Genomic DNA, 18,402 nt, shown 5'->3' with positions numbered 1-18,402 from the left:
ATATATAACTACATAAACATAACGCGCGGTAATGCCAAATAGTTACCAAATTCCTAAATTTATTCTGAGGAGATATCAAAAAAGCCGCCATAAGGCGACTTCTTGATAACTGTATTTTTTCTGTGACAATCTGCGAATGTGACTTTGTACGAACGTCCCTACTTTACTTTAATTGGATCTGAAAGACGTCACCGGCGTCACCACCAAAAACGATAAAACCATTTTTCGGGAGCTGCGTTGATGGCTGATTGGTTGCTACAGAGAAATGAACCATCTCACCTTTCTCATCATACACCGCATAACCTCCGTTCTCCGGAGAATCTACCGTGATCGATTTGTTCGCCGAACCGGCGTCAATCGCATACCATCGGGCTTGACCGTTAGCCGGGATGGTCGTCATTCCTTTTTTTCCACCAAAGATTGGAGTAATCGCATTCTCTGCAATGAATTCCTGTCCATCCTGCATCAAAATCTCGGCGCCATTCTTCGTGGAGAATTGCAGATCAAATGCGTCTCTTCCGTTCATGACTGGAATCTGGGCAACATTCTCTGCGTTGTTCGCATCCATAATTTGCGTGCCATTGGCGTAACCATTTTCGACATCAACGGAAAGGTTCTTGATCAGCATCGATGGGAGCAGATAGAAGATCGACGTTATTTTTTCATCCAGTGCGTAATATTTCGCTTCGTTACGAGCTGCCCATTTCTCTTTTGTTGCTGCGTCCAACGCGTTATGTTCCAACTTTTGATAATCATACGTGTTCATCACCGTTTGACCTAAACCGGGTAACGTAATCATGCCCTGAACTTTAACATATACCTTGTCATTACGTTCCTTCACAAAACTGACCTTCACACTACCATCCGCACTTGTAAAATGTTCATCGCCTGTGTACACATAGTTCTGCTCCGGAATAATTCCTCCCAGCAAAGCAGGCAGTTTGATCTCACCATCCTTGATTGTTATATCCAGTGTTGAACCAACTGTACCATATAGACCTGAATATGCATTCAACTCCGTCGGCATCTTCACTTTGACAGGTGCTGAGAATGTCTGATCAGGCTGAACATCGTCGATGATGCCCTGATCCTCCAGAACGTCCAGCAGCACTTTGCTAGCAAACATCTGATTGTAGACCGAAGATCCGCCAGATGATAGGACCGCCATTGAAATATCATGTTCCGGTATGGTGATTAACACGGCATGATATAGCATGGTGTCTCCACCCTTGGCAAGTGCGGTAATCCCATAATCGCTGAAAGGTGCAAGGTCAACCGCGTCCCAACCCAAGCCATAATTGATTGTATTTTGTTCATCAGATACCCATATGCCCTTACGATACTCATGAGATTGCATGGCCTTCACTGCAGATTCGGACAGAATATCCGGTCTGTTCCCCATTAAAACCTCTCCAAATTGACTCAACTCCTCTGCGGTGGAATACACTCCACCTGTACCGATAATGTTTGCATTCTCGGTAGGCATCTTTATTTCAAGTGTAGGCCAATACGTTTCGGATAACTGCTCTCTGTCAAAGGAATCCTGTGGCGTCTTCGTTGATTCCAACTTCAACGGCTCGCTGAAGAACTTGGCGATGTATTCGCTGTAGCTTAACCCACTTACCCGTTCCACCAGAAGCTCCAGCAACTGGAAACCATCATTGCTGTAGACAGAATAGGCTCCTGGCTTGGATTTCAGTTTTTCGGACTGAAGTTTGAGCAATAGTTCATCATGATTGCGGGTATCATTATCGTCAAACAACATGCTGTTCCCATAATGTGAACCGTAAAGACCGGATGAATGATTCATCAACATGCGCGGTGTGATTTGAGTATAGCGCGCATCTGCCATCTTAAAGTCCTTGATATACGAAGTAAGCGGCTCATCCAGATCTACTTTACCGGAATCGACCAGCCTCATGGCAGCTGCCGTAACAACCATTTTGCTAACTGAACCTATGCCATACATGCTATCCTTGTCTACTGGCTTCTGTGATCCCTTGTCGTGCAGTCCGACGCTATCTGATAAAATGTATTCCCCTTCATCCATGATCGCATATTGCACACTGGTGACACCGTAGTTTTGTACCATTTCCTTGGCAATCTGCTCCGCCCGCACCTCGATCGTCGCACTGTTATTCGCCTCTGCGCTGACAGATGTCAGCGGCGTAATTACAAGCACCGCTGTACATAAAAGACTGATTAATTTCTTCATCCTCATGTCCTCCCTCAAATGTTCTTATGATTGAATTCATCATATCCGGGAAAAGGCAGTTAAAGCGCGAACGGACCCTGAATGGAAAAAAACAATCCCCGAACGGTATGTTCAGGGATTGTTGGTGTGAAACGGAAGCACAACCATGTTGTTAAACTTCCGATGCTGATGCTCAATACTCATATGTCCACCATATTTCTCACACATTCTCGATATATTGGTCAGACCGATTCCATGGAATTCCGGATTAGGCTTCTCACTTTTCAAGTCAACTATAGGCTGCTCTACCTCGTTCATAATCTGAATGACGAGTGCAGATGCCGTGGAGTGGATTGCAATCAGAATATATCGGTCCTCCGCTTGTCTAATCTTTTTGGAAGCCTCGATTGCATTATCGAGCATGTTACCAAGCACCACACACAGATCATATCGATCAATCTGGATATGTTGCGAGTGAAGCTGGATTTTGGTGTCGATTTTGATCCCGTTTGCCTGCCCCATAGCAAGGGTGTTCGTAACGAGAGCATCAATGACCAGATTGCCGGAGTTCACCCGCTGGTACGCACCTTCAATCGTATTCAGTGTAGACTTGATATGGTCACCTGCCGCCACCAGTTCGTTACGTTTGATACATTCATCAATATACAGAAACTGCTGGTTAATATCATGGATGATGCTTTTAATATTTTTGAAACTGTGAACGGTCTTCTCATAGTTGGCATCCTGATGATCCATCTGTCGCTGTAACTGAGCATTTGCATGCGCGAGCTGTACCTTTTCCACCATATTATCGAATACATAAACAATGAACACATTGAGAAAAAGAGATCCCAGTACTGAAAAGACGTAAAATATGTTCTTTTCACTATATATGGAGGCCACATTGATCTGATAGATCGTAATGATCGGTACGATGAGAAACAGCAAATAATACCGATAGTGAACGGCAAAACTTCTACGTTTGGCGACTAGACGGACAACTTGAATGACAACGAACATGATGCTGCAACCAAGTAGCATCACCTTGGAGAGAACCCAGTGGTCTTCTCCGTTGAACTGATCCATTGAACTGTAATCCGCGGATTCCAGAACACCAAGAATATATACAGCGATGGCATTTGCCATGGTAATTAGAACCCCATACAGGATGGTGAACACAAGTTTGATTTTGAACTCTACTTCATAGGATTGCGCCAGACTGAAGATTAATAGCAGAGCAACTGCAGTGGAAACGATGTCAGAGAAGGAAGAGACCCAATAAAAATAACCCAACAAGACAAATACCAAGAAATAGATCGCTCTACGCGGCTTCCGCCTGGACTTGCCCAGCACAGAATCAAAATAAAAATTCGCCTGAAATGCCATAAGCAAGGTCACGAAGATGATGGAAAAGATCATATAGGCATCCATATCATTGAATCCTCATAATCATGTATTTGGTATAGGCATCCTTGACTTCCTTGACCTTGGAGCGACCTATGGGCAGTTCCGTTCCATTTAACATGACGACTTGTGTGCCTGCAAACTTCTGGACATGCATCAGGTTAATCATAACCGAGCGATGAATTTGCAGGAAACCATGGTCTTTCAACGCAGTCGCATAACTGGATAGAATCCCTTTGGTATCATGCACATGTTCCTGGGTCACAAACTTCAATTTGTTCTTGATGGTCAAACTTTTGACGACCTCAATCCAGAGAATATCATCATACTTTAGCAGCAGTTCATCATAGTCTGACTTGATTAGTACGTACTTTTTGTCCATCGCCTGAAAATATTGGCACAGCTTAATCATCTTTTCCTCGAAAACTTGCGGCTGGATGGGCTTGATCAGATATTGAAAGGTGATGACATCGAAGCTCTCCACCATATATTCGGGGTAACTGGTCAAGAACATAATCTGTACATCCAGAAACTTCATGTCCCTGATCTCTTTGGCGGTCTGGATCCCGTTCATACCACCCATCTCCACATCCATAATGAGAATATGAAATGTATCTCCGACGTCTCTATAATGCGCGAGTAGTTGTTCACCAGATGTGAATAAGCTAATTTGAAAATCAAAATTGGTTTTTAGGGATAAGGAAATCAGCATCGTTTTCACACGTTCTCGCTGCTGCTCCTCATCATCACAGATTGCAATATTGAACATGGGGGGACATCCGCCTTTCATCGACATCGACTCTGAATTTCACTCTCGAATATACTATTTTATCATAGGTTTCGGAGTCGAATCGGGATGAAATGCATAATTTCAACCGTGAAATGCAACAAACAGAACAGCTTATACTAATTAACCTGATACACAAAGCCCCTTCCGTGAACGGAAAGGGCTTGTTTAAGACGTTAAATTGCATATCTGTTAATGGCTGTTCATGATCTGCTCCCACTTACCTAAGCTACCTAGACCTGAATAAACAACTGGCGAAGCTCCTCTTCTTCCAAGTGAGTAACTGGCTGGTACGCCGGACTCTGTACATAACGCTGGAAGCTGTATAACAACTGTCTTCCCTCCAGCGTAGTCATTAGTCTCTCCAGATTCAGAGTACCCATCAGGACTCTACCATTCCCCACCCGGCACTCCATCAACAATCCGAGCTTATGGTTCCGTTCAAAATTATCAATGGTCTGCACGATCGGTTGCAGATCTTTACTCAGCCTATCCAGAATGATCGATGACGACTCGGACACGATGCTCCACCACGGATAGGTCGAATGTTCTTCCGTGACAAAATCTTCAAAGACCGGATGGTCCTGTTGGATCAACAAACCCATCGTGCCGACTGGAACTTCTCTTTTCATATTCTCTGATATGGAACGGAACATGGGATAAGACCAGAAATCAGTGCTATAGAAACCTTTAATTGCGTGTGGAACATTCTCTGGTGTCGGGAAAAGTATAATATCCTCGCCTTGTTCAAGCAGCTCCAGTGCATGTTCCGAGAGTTCGGTAAAAAGATTCAAACCGCTCAGGTCCACTTCCTGTTGAATCGGGTAGATCCACAGGTCGTAAGACTTACGAATATCCGTACCCGGAATGGACAATCTCAGCTCCACTTTGGTCATGTTGGAGACTTCAGGGATATGAATGCTGAGATCCGTGATACTCACATAATGTTCTCCATGGAACGCTGGCAGGTCTGCTTTCCCTTCCACAAGGATGCGGCCTTCGATCTGCTCGTTTTTCAGTTCCCACTTCAATTGAAGTCCATCCAACGCTTGTCTCCGGAAGTAACTTAGTTCAATGCGCGCTTCGAACAATTCACCAGCCTGATAATTATATTTGGGAAATCTCGCCAACAGCACAGCATCGGAACAGAACGTTCTCCATTCCTCCGGCGTAATCATGCCCTTGGAATCCATGAATGCGTCCAGTATGCCTACGAGCGCTGTTCCCTGACCACTGAAATCCTGGAGATCAAGCAGCTGGAAACCGGCTAGATGCTTCGAACGAAAAGCAGCTTCCAGTTCTTCCTTGTAACATTCGACAGCAAGTTTGCCAGAGGCTCTGAAGTAGGCTTCTGCCAGATGTCCCAGTCCCTTCGCTTCCAGACGTTCTCTAAACACTTCGAAGTTCTTGGCTTTGAGAGAACCCGTATACTTGTTGATCTCCTCGAAATTAGGAAACGTGGCATACTGTCCAATTTCATGCGAGATGATCGGTACATGTGAGACGAGTTGATTACTTCCGGCTTCGGCCTGTACCGTTTTGGAACCAGTGCCATACTGGATCTGAATCTCTTGACCCTCCGCCTGGCCAAAAGAGTCAGCGTCACTTCCTTGCTCTGGTACAATGTTCGCATCATAATCCTTCAATGTGTTCGGTAAGTCGGTCTGTACGTGACCAAGCGGAGCATCACACATGGCATATGAACCTCTGAACAACCGCTCTTTGGAGAATCGAACCCCGCAGAAGAATTCACTTTCCTCCAGAATGTCCGGCACAAACTGAAAGTTATTGGAGCCTTCGGTGTACAAATGACGATGATCATATGCTTTGTATGCTTTCAGGATTGAATTCAGTCTGTCCTTGCTGCCCCATAGTTCATTCCCCATGGACATCATGACAAATGAAGGATGATTACCAAAAGCTTTCAGCATCGCAAACCCCTCGCTAATCAAGTAATCCTGCTCTGCTTGATTGTGTCCATCCGAGGATTCGTCTGTAATGGTTCCCCAGAACGGAAGCTCAGGCTCCATGTAGATGCCGAGCAGATCCGCTGCAATGAAAGCCGCCTCCGGAGGACAACAGGTATGAAAACGATAGTGATTAATGCCGTAGGACTTGGAAATGGCGAGAATACGAATCCATTCGTCCACATCTGTTGGCGCGTATCCCGTTAGTGGAAAGATCAGCCCGTCATGTTTGCCTCGAAGAAATGTTTTGCGACCATTAATGGTGAATTTATCTCCTGCTGCCCGGAATTCACGTAGGCCCGTCCATACTTCGATGGAGTCTAGCATTTCACCGTTCTGATCTTGCAGATGAATGTGAAGTTGGTACACATTAGGTTCATCATCACTCCATAACATGGCATCTTCGCCAATCTTGTACGTCAGCTGAATCTCCTGCGAATCCGAGGTGAAAATCTGTTCCTCCGTCGTATACACTGGATCTGCATTGACAGCAACAGCGGATACCATGATTCGCACTCCTTGCATATCACCAACAAGTGCTGCCTTAATGTCGAAAGATCGAGTCGCAAGATCGGGATAGACCTGAACATTATCCAGGAAAACACGCTCGAAAAACTGAAGTTCCATCTTCCCTGTGATCCCGTTCCAATTCGTCTGTGTATCCTCAGATGTAAGGTGACCACCTTTGGTTGGATAATCGGTATTGTCCACTCGAATCGTAATCGTATGTATCCCAGCGGTTAGCCCTGCCTCCATCTCGTAACGGTGAGGTGTATTCAGACTGTTTTGCGTGCCCCATTCCATCCCATCAATCCAAAGCGTTGTAACTCGTGTTCGCTCCAGATGCAAGAAACAACGTTTGCCAGCCAAGTGTTCGGGAATTTCAATCTCTCGTGAAAACCAGGCGTAACCTTCAAATAAATACTCATCCGTCAGCGCACCGATTAACACATGTTCGTTTCTCTTACCCTTGGCCGCATGAGATGTGGTATTTGGCAATGTAATGAGGTCTGAGTAATTCAGACCACGTTCCACCTTATATTCATCGAGTTGAAACTTCCAGATACCTTCCAGATTTAATGCAGCTATCATGATATTTGTCTCCTTTTTGATTCATCTAATCGATACAAGTAATCGCTTCCAAGAAACAGAAACCGTTTTCGAAAATCATACCTGTATTATAAACTCGATTGATGCCCCTCGCATAGATCATTTACAATAAAAAAGTCGCCAATACTGGCGACATCTTATGGATACATATGCTGTATCCTGAACAATTTTAAAATATAGTGGGAACCATCCCCCCGTCCATACGGATCGGAGAGCCTCGAAAAGCTGATGCATACGGGCTGCATACAAAAGTCGCGAGTCTGCCTATTTCACTTGGCTTGATGAATCGCTGTAATTCAGACTGCGGCAGATTGCTCTTCATAAAATCATTCTCTTTCTCCTCAAAAGTCAGTGCATCCGGATATATGCCCTCAATAATCTCACGTACATTTTCAGACAATGTCGGCCCTGGCAGAATCGTATTAATCGTAACTTCTTTCCCAGCTGTCAGTTTGGACAGACTTTTGGATAATGACAGCAACATTGATTTGGTCATGCAATATTGTGGCATCTGGCCTGAGGGCATAAGCGCTTCTTCACTTGCGATGAAAATAATACGCCCGTCATTGTTCTCCACCATTTTAGGTAAGTAAAATTGAGACAAGCTATTGGCTGCCAGAACATTGGTACGAAAATATCTCTCCCACACTTCATCATTCACATCTTCATAACTCATGATCTCATATATGCCCATGCTATTAATTAAAATATCAACTTCGGGGAATTTCTCGAATAAAGCTTGTCTTTGCGCCAGATCCACAAGATCAGCCGTGGCCTTTTGCGGAGAGGTCTCAGGGAAAATGGACTTGATTTCACGAACTGTTCGTTCTACCTCTTCATCATTTCGTCCATTAATCAGAACGTGAACACCTTCTCGGGCGAGTTCAATGGCAATCGCTTTGCCGATCCCTTTTGTTGATCCTGTAACTAAGGCTGTTTTCTCTTTTAGTCCCATATCCATCCTGCATTTCTCCTTCTTAATTACAACTATCCGGCAGGTGCTTCTTGGACATTGCCAATAGCTTCATGCACCGGATAGGTATAATATTACGCAGTCAGAGCGGCCTAGTAACTAGCACATAGCGCCAGAATTATTGCCTGACACGCCAATTCGAAGGTGTATCCCCTTCCCAGGTCCGGAACGCACGATAGAACGAATTTTGATCTTCATATCCCACGAGGAATGCCACTTCTTTGATATCGAGCGAAGGATCAGCCAGATACGCCCGGGCCTGCTCATGTCTGGCTTCAGTCAATAACTTTTTGAAGTTTGTGTTCTCCTCAGTCAGTCGTCGCTGCAAGGTACGATCACTCATGCGAAGCTCTTTGGCAACAGTTTGGATATCAGGGCGATTGCCTGTAAGGCTGCGTTTCATAATCCATTTCACCAGATCAGTAACGGAACGACTGCCCTGCCGCTCATCCAATGACCGATCCAGCACTGGCGTCAGAATCTCAATTAACTCTTCATTATATGAGAGAAAAGGAAGACTCACATCTTTTCGCTCTAGCGTCAGCCGATTATATGGTTTACCCGTCTCCACTCGACAGCCGAAATAGGCTTCAAGCATGTCTACGTTACCCATCGGATGTGAGAATTCAACCAGCTTTGCATTCAAGGGCTGACCCGTTCCCCGACGTCCGAGTTCGAGCAGAAAAGCCAGGGTAATGCCTACTAGAAGTGGAGGACCTGGTTGCTCTTTATGTAACCATTCCAGTTCAATGATACATTCCTCCCCTGCTTCGTTAATCTGCAAGCTCTCGGGAGGACACATTTGCTTGTAACGGACCATTCGATTTAACGCATCGCGATAATCACGTGCATGGTACATCGCCAGAACAGGCGGAGGGTACTTCGATATTTCATATCCCGTTGCAAGTTTGATGATACCCTCGGCCGGGTCCCCAATAAGTTCAGAATAGGCATGCCAGATCGCGAAATACTGGGATTGGGTTACTACAGGTTCACTGATTGTCTCAAGAGGCAGTTGTGCAGTGCGAGCTACGTCATCCGTACTAATCCCTAATTGATGCAATCCAGCCCAGAAGCCTGGATGAACTTTAATTCGATCATTCGGTTGAGATTTCATGTATACAGACTCCTTTAGCTTGTTCCATTTTCATTCTGTTTTCTAATTATAGAACAGAAAACACGACTGACCATAGTGGTCAGTCGTGTTCAATTAATCATTCTACTCGTTCAACGCGGTTTTGATCAAGGCGTTTACCCGTGAATTAAACAAGAGGCCAATATGAGATACGAGGGATACCGAAATGTTGTTCGCCCCGTTCAACCGGGAAAGTGTCGGGGACACAATTGTATCGCTGGTCGAATAGATCGAAGTTACCTTTATTCCACTCGGAGCTGTAGTTGTTGTCAATCGATTAGCCCCACCAAGGGTTATCAATTTGTCCACTTTGGAAGCGCCACCCCGGTTAAGTATGTAATACAGACTATTGGCTCCACCCATGCTATGAGCTACAATGTTAACTTTTGTGTGACCCGTTTCGCGCAGAACATCATCTACGAATCGACTGATTGCTGCGGAATTCAACAGCTGGTTTCCTTGTTTGCTAGGGAGATCAATCGCGAATAGTTCGTCTCTCGTCCACCCTTGGCTGCGCAAATAACTCTCAATCGCTGTAAAATTGCTATCTGAACCGGTCAATCCATGAACCAATACAATGGGTGTACGCGCTGTTGCTGCAGAAGCCTTTGAACTCGAGCCTAAGCCAGGTACCGATAAGGCAAGGATCATACTCATGAATACAACGAGTATTAATTTAGTCTTCTTCACTTGAATCACTCTCCTGTAAAATGATTTATATTCCACATATTACAAGCTAACATATGGAATATAAATGAACCTTTAGTCTCATTTTCACAGGATTATCCAAGGGGAACTCTGACTAACATGATTACATTTTATCAAACTCTAGTTCTCAGCTTCTTTTATCCTTCAACGATATCTGCGCGCAGATCTGTTGCAATTTCAATCATTTTGGGTACAATGGCTTCGTTAGAAATAGCTACATATACATCTCCCATGTACAAACGAAAAGCGATCTGTGTTCCTTCAAGGTCCCACATAAAAAAGTCCCCATCGATGGACATGGTGCTCTCAGCTCCGACAATGTTAAGAACTGTTGAATACGTAAAATCGGGTTTGGATGCAAAGTAGAGTTTGCACTCTTCCAAAGAGATGGATTGTTCGGGATTGCTATCTTGCATGGATCGGGTAATTCGAAAACGCTGATTCATTGTATGCCTCCTACACTTTTAATTTATACATGTTCTACAGCATCATATTTTCTCATGTCCTTTATCCACTGTCAAAACCATGTATGGCCTATTCTTCGAATTCATATAAACTGGTACATACAAGTACATAACGAATCTTTACCATACAGATTAGAGGTATGGGATTTTTCTATAATAGAAATCCTTAAGTCGTATCTCCACTTCCTCCACCAGTTTAGGATCAATAATGCCTTCCATATAGACAAGTGAAATACTGGTGTTCGTGCGATCTCCCATGCTACGCGTATGAAGTTTTAATGCAGGTGTTTTGATACGTTTACGGAGTAAGGACATATTCATAGTCAACGATTCTGTAAATCCATCCCGTGCACCGCGCACTGTTGACTCAGCCAACGGTTCCTCCGTTGAACGATTTGCTGCTTGGTATAGCGGGTATACTGTTCCGACTGAAGAACCCTCCAGCAGTAACAGAGCCTCTCCCTCTAATATGGCCTGTACCGCCATAGCGGTTGTATCAAGTTTTTTAATGGAAGCCAAAGGGACTTCTATTCAGTCCCTGTGAATCCCGAGATTTTACTCCCTACCATTCTTTATGTTCTATTTGTAAACTACCCTTTCACTGCTCCCAGGGCAACACTTCCGATAATCTGTTTGGAAAACACAGAGAATACAATAATAATCGGCAAGATTGAGATCGCAACACCCAAATACAAGAGTCCATAATCCATCCCATAGTAACCTTGCACTAGCGCAACCAATACCGGAAGCGGATATTTATCCAGCGAGAAAAATAGCACAAGCGGTGTCAGGAAATTATTCCATGATCCGATAAACGTGAATATGCCAAGGGCTGAGATCGCCGGCCCCAGAATAGGCAGTACAATCTGATTAAACGTCCGGAACTCGCCAGCACTGTCCACCCGCGCAGATTCAATAATCTCATCCGGGATACTGCTCTCCATGAACTGCTTGATAAAGAATACATTAAAAGCGTTAGCTGCAGCAGGCAAAATAATCGCGGCATAACTGTCCAGAAGCCCCAACATACTGAATAGTCGATATACGCCAATCAGGGCCAGTTGGCCTGGCACCATCATGGTTGCTAACAGAAACAGAAACAACCAGTTCCGCCCTTTGAATTTAAATTTGGCAAAACCATATGCCGTCAAAGCACCAACATACAGAGATAACACAGTCGATGTTCCAGCTATGAAAATACTATTTGCAAACCCACGCCAAATGTTGATTTTCGATACCATGTTCATATAATTATCGACTAAAAATGATCCGGGAAGAAAGGTGAACGTTGAAGCAATCGTTGCATTGTTATGTGTTGAATAGATGAGCATCAGATAAAATGGAATAATGCAGAGTACGGCAAGACCAATCAGCAACAGATAGATGATGATCTTGCCTGCCGTCATCCCCCTTGTATTGGCATATTGCTGAATCGCCGCATTTGGTTGTTCAACTGTTTTTGCAGTTTGCATAAGAACTCCCCTCCCTATGAACGGCTCTTCCGCTTGGTCATGATGAAGGATGCAACGGACAACAATATGATGATAATAAACAGACAAAATGCTATGGCAGCGCCGTAACCAAAACGTGTGCTCTGGAATGCTACATTATAGAGATACATAATACTGGTCATGGCTGCTCGATCAGGGCCGCCATTGCCATTAGTTAGTGTAAATGGCTGATCGAAAATCTGAATGCCACCAATAATGGATGTAATCATCTGGAACAGAATAATTGGACGGAGCATCGGCACGATAATATGGATGAAAATATGTTTCTTCTTCGCGCCATCCATCTGGGCAGCTTCCAGCAACGACGGATCAATGCCCTGAAGACCTGCAAGGTAGATGACCATGGAATAACCGAAGTATTGGAAAAACAAGATGGATGACACAATCAGCCGCATAAACCACGGGTCGTTTTTCCAATTAATTGGATCTTGAATAATCCCCATCTGCATCAAAAAATGATTCAGTCCCCCGGACTGCCAGTCAAAGATCAGGCTGACCAGCAACCCGAGTGATGCAGCCGTAACGATATTCGGGAAAAAGTATACGGCTCTGAAAAAGTCCCGCCCTTTGAGCAGCTTATCGTTCAGGATAAAAGCTAATACAAGTGAGATCGTCAGCTGCGGAACCACGGAGACTCCCCAGATGAATAACGTATTAAACAAGGTTTTGTAGAACAACGGATCTTGTAGTACGGCCACATAGTTACCAATCCCTACAAAGTCAGGTGGGGTGATTCCATCAAAGTTAGTGAAACTGATATAGAGCGAATACAAAATGGGATAAAGTCCAAAAATGGTAAAAATAATAAAGAACGGAGCAATGAAATAGTAGCCGTAATGGTCCTTTCGAATCGTTTTGGCAAACATATTCTGTCCCCCCAGTTATCATCGGATGTGTCCAACCGTTCGCTTACTTCTAAGCTACTCCACTTCCAGCTCCGGAAATCTCAAGGCGACATCCCGCTTTATCCGCTTCACTACTTCATCTTTGGTCTGAATGTCCTGATTGAGATACAACTGAAGTACATTTTTGTAGATATCATTGTTAATCGTTGCATCATATTTGGTGCGCTCATATACGGGAACCCGCTTTGCGGCCTCTGAGAAAAACTCAAAATGCTTCTGCCCTCCCAAATAAGGCGATGAGAGAGACTGCGCAAGTTCATCATTCACAACCCTATTGCTAGTAAAATAATCCTGCTCCTTTGCTAACACGGACAGAAATTCGTGGTCAAAATTATAGAATTCAATAAACTTCCAGGCCAAATCCTTTTTCTCACTTTTACTGTACATCGCGATATAGGTTCCACCAGCACTAAAGGCTGACGGTCCCTGGGCCAAGCCCCACATGCCTTCGGTATCCGGAGCGTTCGCCTTGAACGTATATTGCAAGCCCCAGGTTGCCCCGGGATAGAACATGACCTCTCCTTTTTGCATGGATGCTGCGTAACCGGCACTTCCATCTTCATGCTCGGCAAGTACATGTCGCTCACGTGCTTCACGCACAAGATCCAGCACCTCCATATAGGTTGGATCGATGACGAGCTTGCCGTCCTTCACCCAGGGTATACCGTCATATGAGTTCGATATGGCATTCCAGTTCGCCAATGCATGTACTTTGTCCCCGCTACTTTGCTGAACCTGTTCACCAATCTCGAAGATCTTCTCCCATGTATCGATCTGTGAACCCACCTTCTTAGGATCATCGGTACCCAGATATTTCTTTGCCAAATCCCGACGATAATAGATGCCCCCAGGTGTTCCCTGATAACCTATAGCTCTGACATTCCCTTCACTGTCCTTTTCATTGGCCTGCACAAAAGCATATTGTTGTTGAATAAGTTCATTGGCGTTATACGGCGAAGCCGATAAATTCTCCAGATATGGAACGTCAATCAGTTCTCGAATATTGGCATTTTCAATCATAAATACATCTGGAGCTTTAGAGGTCGTCTGGAGCGCAGATTTAAGCTTGGTGATATAGAAGTTGCCGGGGATGTTGACAAAGTTCACTTTGATGTCCGGATATTTCTGCTCGAATTTCTCGATGGCATACTCTGCTTCATCCGTAAAACTCCACACGGTAATTTCCTGCTGCTTGGTTTCATTGGACGGACTGAGCTGACAACCCGATAACAACATGGCTACACATACGAACACAATAGTTGGCTTAAACCACTTCTTCATAGGCCCCCTCCTTCTAAAAGGAAACGCTTACATTTTATTAGAGTATATTGATTTCGGAGAGGGCTTTCTCCACAAATATTGTGCATTACTCTTCATATTTTGTGATATTCGAACGGTGCTTCTTGCGAAATTCGGAGGGTGTGCAGTCATTATATTTTTTGAAAAGGCGATTATAGGAGTTCACATTATTGAACCCATGGCCGATGGCTATATCCAAAATGGAATCCTGACGGAACAATAACGCCCACTCGGATTTAATAATTCGAAAATGATTCAAATATTCCATCAGTGTCACTCCCTTGATCTCTTTGAATAACTTGCAGACATGGAACTTGCTGAATTTAATATGTTCCGCCACCTGTTCCAGCTTGATCGGTTCAGCATAATGATCCTCCAGATATTCACATACCGATTCAAGGAATTCAAATTTTTTCGACGAGGTACAGGGCCATCCTGATGCCGCTAGTTGATCCGTCACCGGGGGCTTTGTACGTAACAAAAGAACCATGAGATCATACAACCGGGAAACCATTAACCATCGATATCCGGGCTTTCGATTTTTTTTCTCGGCAATGATGGCATCTATATACTGAACCACGTTGTTGCGACTCCCCGCATTCGACGGAATAACAGTTGTTTTGTTGAAAAGTTCGCCAAGATCCTGTATTTCGGCTTCAGTCGTGAAGCTTCCTGTTAACAATTCGAGGCGGAACAAGATAATCGTTAAGTGTTCGGTCCCCGGCAAAAAGCAGTGTACATCTCCGGGTTTGATCAGCAGCACATCACCTTGCGCCAACTCACGGACATGGTCATTCACGCCAATTCGTGCGCTCTTTCCATTAACAACAACCAATTCAACCTCATCATGCCAGTGTGCGGCATAATTAAACTGATCACCTGTATGAATCACCCGAATGGGAAAACCTTCTTCCATATGGCCTGTCTCCAGAAACGTGGGTACGCCCATCTAATCACCCTCCATTTATTTCCTATGCAAGAATCTCTCGTCTTTATTATTATGCATAAATGGCCACACTCCTTTCTTTTTTAGTATTTAAAATTCTATTGAACGAAAAAAAATCCTCAACTCAGGTTGAGGAGCCGAACGGAATCACGTTCCACGCATTGGATGTCCAGTGTATATAACGTCTGAACAGACTCTCCGTTTAACAGTTGAAAGAGAACATGACCCGCAAGCTGACCAGCATCCGTCTTCGGTTGCCGAAATGTGGTCAGAGGGGGGTGCACATACTGCGATGCCGGGATGTTGTCAAAACCAATTACGGATAACTGTTCAGGTACTGCAATCCCATGTTCTCTGAAGGCTTCCAAACCGCCAAAAGCCATTTCATCATTTGCAAAAAATACGGAGGATGGCAATTCTCCTTCGAGCAGTTTCTTGGCTGCATGGTAGCCATCTTGCTTCATGTATTGTCCGCCAATTTTCCATTTCGGGTTCTCTTCGATGCCTGCCTCTGCCATGGCATTGAGATAACCTTGATATCGCTGCAGGTTACATTCCGAATGAGCCGGGCCGCTAATATAGGCAATCGTCCGATGTCCTTTCTCGATCAGATAACGGGTGGCCAGGTACCCACCTTGCGTATCACTCATCAAAACCTTTACAATATGTTGAGCATCCAGATCCCGATCCATGACGACAATCGGAAATCCTGCTTCAGATGCCTCCATGAGCAACTGATCTTCAATATTTTGAGCGATGACAATAGCTCCGTCTATTCTTCTTTCTCGGATGTAACGATGGGCTGTCGACTTCTCTCCACCCAGCGAGCTACACACGATCATATCGTATCCATGGCTCATCGCGATGGACTGTATTCCATTCACCAAATCCGAGAAATACGGACTGGACATGTCATGGACAATCACACCAATTGTTTGTGTACTCTGCCGCTTCATTTCTGATGCAGGGCCGTTCTTCACGTAATTGAGTTGGCTTGCTGCTGCGAGCACTCTCTGCCTTGTTGGCTCACTTACACTACCTTTATCGTTGAGCACGCAAGATACGGTTGAACTGGCTACACCAGCCATCTTGGCGACATCTTTAATTGTTATCATGGTATATACTCCTCAAAGACAGTTTCATCCGTTTATTTCAATATGACAATAATACACACGAGATCGTTCACTAGCATTTTATCACGTCAGTCCAGTCATGTCTCTTTTCAGGGCGTCGACTGCGAAAAAACACATTAAACGAACCCGAGGTGCCTTCATGAGATTCAGTGAATATGTAATAGGTCAGCGCTACGAAACAAAATCCTTGGCATTATCCAAGAGCGATATTATTGATTTTGCCAAAATCTATGATCCACAGTACATGCATTTGGATGAAGAAAAGGCCACCCAGGGCCGTTTCGGCAGTTTGATTGCTTCTGGCATGCAGACGATGAATATCTCCTTCAAGCTATGGATTGAGGTCGGGATCTATGGAGAGCATGTTGTCGCGGGAACCGGCATGAACAACATTCAATTCCTGAAGCCTGTCTTTCCTGAGGATGAACTTCATGTCATTGCAGAAGTTATTGGACTGACTCCCAGACGAAAAGGAAATGGGATTGTTACCGTGCTGCTGAGTACATTTAATCAGAAGAATCAAAAGGTATTTCAGGCAGAATTAAGTGCTTTGATCGATAATTAAGGGCTGCGGAAGGTCAAAAAGAAGCCGCCAATTGGCGACTTCTCATGAATGATAGTGCTTTTTTATAATATTAAGCGTTATAACCTTTCAATACCTGCCCCAAAATCTCTACACCCTTAACAATCTGTTCGTCTGACGGCGTTGAGAAATTAAGTCTGATGGCATTACAAGGGTCTTCCTCGTTCACCAGGAATGCATTTCCCGGTACAACCGCAACCCCTTGAGCTGCCGCTGTTTTGGCATAATCAAGCATTGGCACATGTGCTGGCAGATCACACCAGAGGAACAGTCCACCATCCGGTTGAGTATAGGTAATGGACTCACCCATATGCTCTTGCAGCTTGTCCATCATCAATGTTGCTTTTCTCCGATATACCTCACGAATGCTGTTAATGTGCCCCGCGTAGTCATACTCTGTCATGAACTTGTATGCCAGAATCTGTGGAAGCATGGCTGTATGTACGTCTTCTCCCTGTTTGGCAACAACCATCTTCTCCACGACTTCATGTGGAGCTTGTACAAAACCGACGCGCAGTCCCGCCGACAAAATTTTGGAGAATGATCCAACATATATGACCAGACCCTCATCATCCATAGACTTGATGGTTGGCACATCGTCTCCATTGAATCGAAGTTCTCCGTACGGGTTATCTTCCAAAATCATAACGCCATACTTCTTAGCCAACTCGTATATGGCCTTACGTTTCGCAAGACTCGTCGTTACACCGGTAGGGTTCTGAAAACTCGGGATCACGTAGATCAGCTTCACATTAGGCTCCGTTTGCAGCGCCTGTTCCAGCTTCTCGATATCCATACCATCCATCTCCATCGGAACACCTGCAAGCTTCGCACCGGATGCCCGGAAGGAGTTCAGGGAACCGATAAAGCTCGGACTCTCACAGATGATTGTATCCCCTTCATTACAGAACACTTTACAGGCAAGTTCAATCCCCTGCTGCGCTCCAGATACGATGAACAATTGATCGGATGCCTTCCCTGTATCAAATCCTGTCTTCAGATGTTCAGTCAATGCTTCCCGCAAAGGAACATAACCTTCCGTAATTCCGTATTGCAGAGCCGTGATCGGGTCCTGTTCCAGAATGGATTGGGTAAACGTACGAATCGCCTCAATAGGGAACGTCTCTGGAGCGGGATTTCCCGCAGAGAACGGAATGACATTTTGACCCGAAGAAGCCTTCAGGATCTCACGAATAATGGATGGTTGCAGTGCTGCGATACGATTGGAAAATGAATAGTTCATCTTAAATAGTGCCTCCCGACATTTCATCTGAATTAACTCT

General features: G+C 44.7%; 16 protein-coding genes. 1 reads left to right on the top strand and 15 read right to left on the bottom strand.

Annotated elements, in window-relative coordinates; translation table 11 throughout:
• Window positions 1-163: 163 nt before the first annotated feature.
• The 14 genes from AC1S8V_RS14100 to AC1S8V_RS14035 form a co-directional block, all read right to left on the bottom strand.
• Entirely contained in the window at window positions 164-2,215 is a 2,052-nt protein-coding gene (locus AC1S8V_RS14100; RefSeq protein ID WP_482074116.1) for a serine hydrolase domain-containing protein, read from the bottom strand.
• A gap of 111 nt (window positions 2,216-2,326) precedes the next feature.
• Window positions 2,327-3,625 (bottom strand): GHKL domain-containing protein, encoded by a 1,299-nt coding sequence (locus tag AC1S8V_RS14095; protein WP_482074115.1) that lies wholly within the window; start codon window positions 3,623-3,625, stop codon window positions 2,327-2,329.
• A gap of 1 nt (window position 3,626) precedes the next feature.
• Window positions 3,627-4,367: a LytR/AlgR family response regulator transcription factor gene (locus AC1S8V_RS14090; RefSeq protein WP_482074114.1), complete on the bottom strand. Its 741-nt coding sequence runs from the start codon at window positions 4,365-4,367 to the stop codon at window positions 3,627-3,629.
• A gap of 251 nt (window positions 4,368-4,618) precedes the next feature.
• Window positions 4,619-7,444 carry a DUF8487 domain-containing protein gene (locus tag AC1S8V_RS14085; RefSeq protein WP_482074113.1) on the bottom strand — a complete coding sequence of 942 codons (2,826 nt, stop codon included), beginning with the start codon at window positions 7,442-7,444 and terminating at the stop codon, window positions 4,619-4,621.
• Window positions 7,445-7,631: 187 nt separating this feature from the next.
• Complete coding sequence (locus AC1S8V_RS14080) at window positions 7,632-8,423, bottom strand: SDR family NAD(P)-dependent oxidoreductase (protein ID WP_482074112.1); 792 nt, start codon at window positions 8,421-8,423, stop codon at window positions 7,632-7,634.
• 130 nt (window positions 8,424-8,553) lie between these two features.
• Entirely contained in the window at window positions 8,554-9,552 is a 999-nt protein-coding gene (locus tag AC1S8V_RS14075; protein ID WP_482074111.1) for a helix-turn-helix transcriptional regulator, read from the bottom strand.
• A gap of 102 nt (window positions 9,553-9,654) precedes the next feature.
• Window positions 9,655-10,266 carry an esterase/lipase family protein gene (locus tag AC1S8V_RS14070; protein ID WP_482074480.1) on the bottom strand — a complete coding sequence of 204 codons (612 nt, stop codon included), beginning with the start codon at window positions 10,264-10,266 and terminating at the stop codon, window positions 9,655-9,657.
• Between the two features lie 149 nt (window positions 10,267-10,415).
• Entirely contained in the window at window positions 10,416-10,724 is a 309-nt protein-coding gene (locus AC1S8V_RS14065; RefSeq protein ID WP_482074110.1) for a hypothetical protein, read from the bottom strand.
• A 150-nt stretch (window positions 10,725-10,874) separates the two neighbouring features.
• Window positions 10,875-11,261 carry a spore germination protein gene (locus AC1S8V_RS14060; RefSeq protein ID WP_482074109.1) on the bottom strand — a complete coding sequence of 129 codons (387 nt, stop codon included), beginning with the start codon at window positions 11,259-11,261 and terminating at the stop codon, window positions 10,875-10,877.
• A 71-nt stretch (window positions 11,262-11,332) separates the two neighbouring features.
• Window positions 11,333-12,214, bottom strand: a complete 882-nt coding sequence (locus tag AC1S8V_RS14055) for a carbohydrate ABC transporter permease (RefSeq protein WP_482074108.1) — start codon at window positions 12,212-12,214, stop codon at window positions 11,333-11,335.
• Between the two features lie 14 nt (window positions 12,215-12,228).
• Window positions 12,229-13,119, bottom strand: coding sequence for a carbohydrate ABC transporter permease (locus AC1S8V_RS14050; protein ID WP_482074107.1), 891 nt, complete (start codon window positions 13,117-13,119; stop codon window positions 12,229-12,231).
• A gap of 54 nt (window positions 13,120-13,173) precedes the next feature.
• On the bottom strand, window positions 13,174-14,439 hold the full coding sequence (locus AC1S8V_RS14045) for an ABC transporter substrate-binding protein (protein WP_482074106.1): 1,266 nt from the start codon (window positions 14,437-14,439) through the stop codon (window positions 13,174-13,176).
• Between the two features lie 85 nt (window positions 14,440-14,524).
• The gene (locus tag AC1S8V_RS14040; RefSeq protein ID WP_482074105.1) at window positions 14,525-15,406 is read right to left on the bottom strand and encodes an AraC family transcriptional regulator; all 882 of its coding nucleotides are present in this window, start codon (window positions 15,404-15,406) and stop codon (window positions 14,525-14,527) included.
• 116 nt (window positions 15,407-15,522) lie between these two features.
• Window positions 15,523-16,518: a LacI family DNA-binding transcriptional regulator gene (locus AC1S8V_RS14035; RefSeq protein ID WP_482074104.1), complete on the bottom strand. Its 996-nt coding sequence runs from the start codon at window positions 16,516-16,518 to the stop codon at window positions 15,523-15,525.
• Between the two features lie 157 nt (window positions 16,519-16,675).
• Here AC1S8V_RS14035 and AC1S8V_RS14030 point away from each other — a divergent pair, with 157 nt between their 5' ends.
• Window positions 16,676-17,101, top strand: coding sequence for a MaoC family dehydratase (locus tag AC1S8V_RS14030; RefSeq protein WP_482074103.1), 426 nt, complete (start codon window positions 16,676-16,678; stop codon window positions 17,099-17,101).
• A gap of 70 nt (window positions 17,102-17,171) precedes the next feature.
• On the opposite strand, the gene AC1S8V_RS14025 is transcribed toward AC1S8V_RS14030, so the two are convergent.
• The gene (locus AC1S8V_RS14025; RefSeq protein WP_482074102.1) at window positions 17,172-18,362 is read right to left on the bottom strand and encodes an aminotransferase-like domain-containing protein; all 1,191 of its coding nucleotides are present in this window, start codon (window positions 18,360-18,362) and stop codon (window positions 17,172-17,174) included.
• Window positions 18,363-18,402: the final 40 nt, after the last annotated feature.

The sequence above is a fragment of the Paenibacillus sp. B46(2026) genome, from assembly GCF_056786355.1.
This window is presented reverse-complemented; position numbering and strand designations above follow the sequence as displayed.

Bases quoted from the DNA above. Each gene is read 5' to 3' on its own strand.
- AC1S8V_RS14100 (WP_482074116.1), bottom strand. From the start codon at position 2,215: ATGAAGAAATTAATCAGTCTTTTATGTACAGCGGTGCTTGTAATTACG.
- AC1S8V_RS14095 (WP_482074115.1), bottom strand. From the start codon at position 3,625: ATGGATGCCTATATGATCTTTTCCATCATCTTCGTGACCTTGCTTATG.
- AC1S8V_RS14090 (WP_482074114.1), bottom strand. From the start codon at position 4,367: ATGTTCAATATTGCAATCTGTGATGATGAGGAGCAGCAGCGAGAACGT.
- AC1S8V_RS14085 (WP_482074113.1), bottom strand. From the start codon at position 7,444: ATGATAGCTGCATTAAATCTGGAAGGTATCTGGAAGTTTCAACTCGAT.
- AC1S8V_RS14080 (WP_482074112.1), bottom strand. From the start codon at position 8,423: ATGGATATGGGACTAAAAGAGAAAACAGCCTTAGTTACAGGATCAACA.
- AC1S8V_RS14075 (WP_482074111.1), bottom strand. From the start codon at position 9,552: ATGAAATCTCAACCGAATGATCGAATTAAAGTTCATCCAGGCTTCTGG.
- AC1S8V_RS14065 (WP_482074110.1), bottom strand. From the start codon at position 10,724: ATGAATCAGCGTTTTCGAATTACCCGATCCATGCAAGATAGCAATCCC.
- AC1S8V_RS14055 (WP_482074108.1), bottom strand. From the start codon at position 12,214: ATGCAAACTGCAAAAACAGTTGAACAACCAAATGCGGCGATTCAGCAA.
- AC1S8V_RS14050 (WP_482074107.1), bottom strand. From the start codon at position 13,119: ATGTTTGCCAAAACGATTCGAAAGGACCATTACGGCTACTATTTCATT.
- AC1S8V_RS14045 (WP_482074106.1), bottom strand. From the start codon at position 14,439: ATGAAGAAGTGGTTTAAGCCAACTATTGTGTTCGTATGTGTAGCCATG.
- AC1S8V_RS14040 (WP_482074105.1), bottom strand. From the start codon at position 15,406: ATGGGCGTACCCACGTTTCTGGAGACAGGCCATATGGAAGAAGGTTTT.
- AC1S8V_RS14035 (WP_482074104.1), bottom strand. From the start codon at position 16,518: ATGATAACAATTAAAGATGTCGCCAAGATGGCTGGTGTAGCCAGTTCA.
- AC1S8V_RS14030 (WP_482074103.1), top strand. From the start codon at position 16,676: ATGAGATTCAGTGAATATGTAATAGGTCAGCGCTACGAAACAAAATCC.
- AC1S8V_RS14025 (WP_482074102.1), bottom strand. From the start codon at position 18,362: ATGAACTATTCATTTTCCAATCGTATCGCAGCACTGCAACCATCCATT.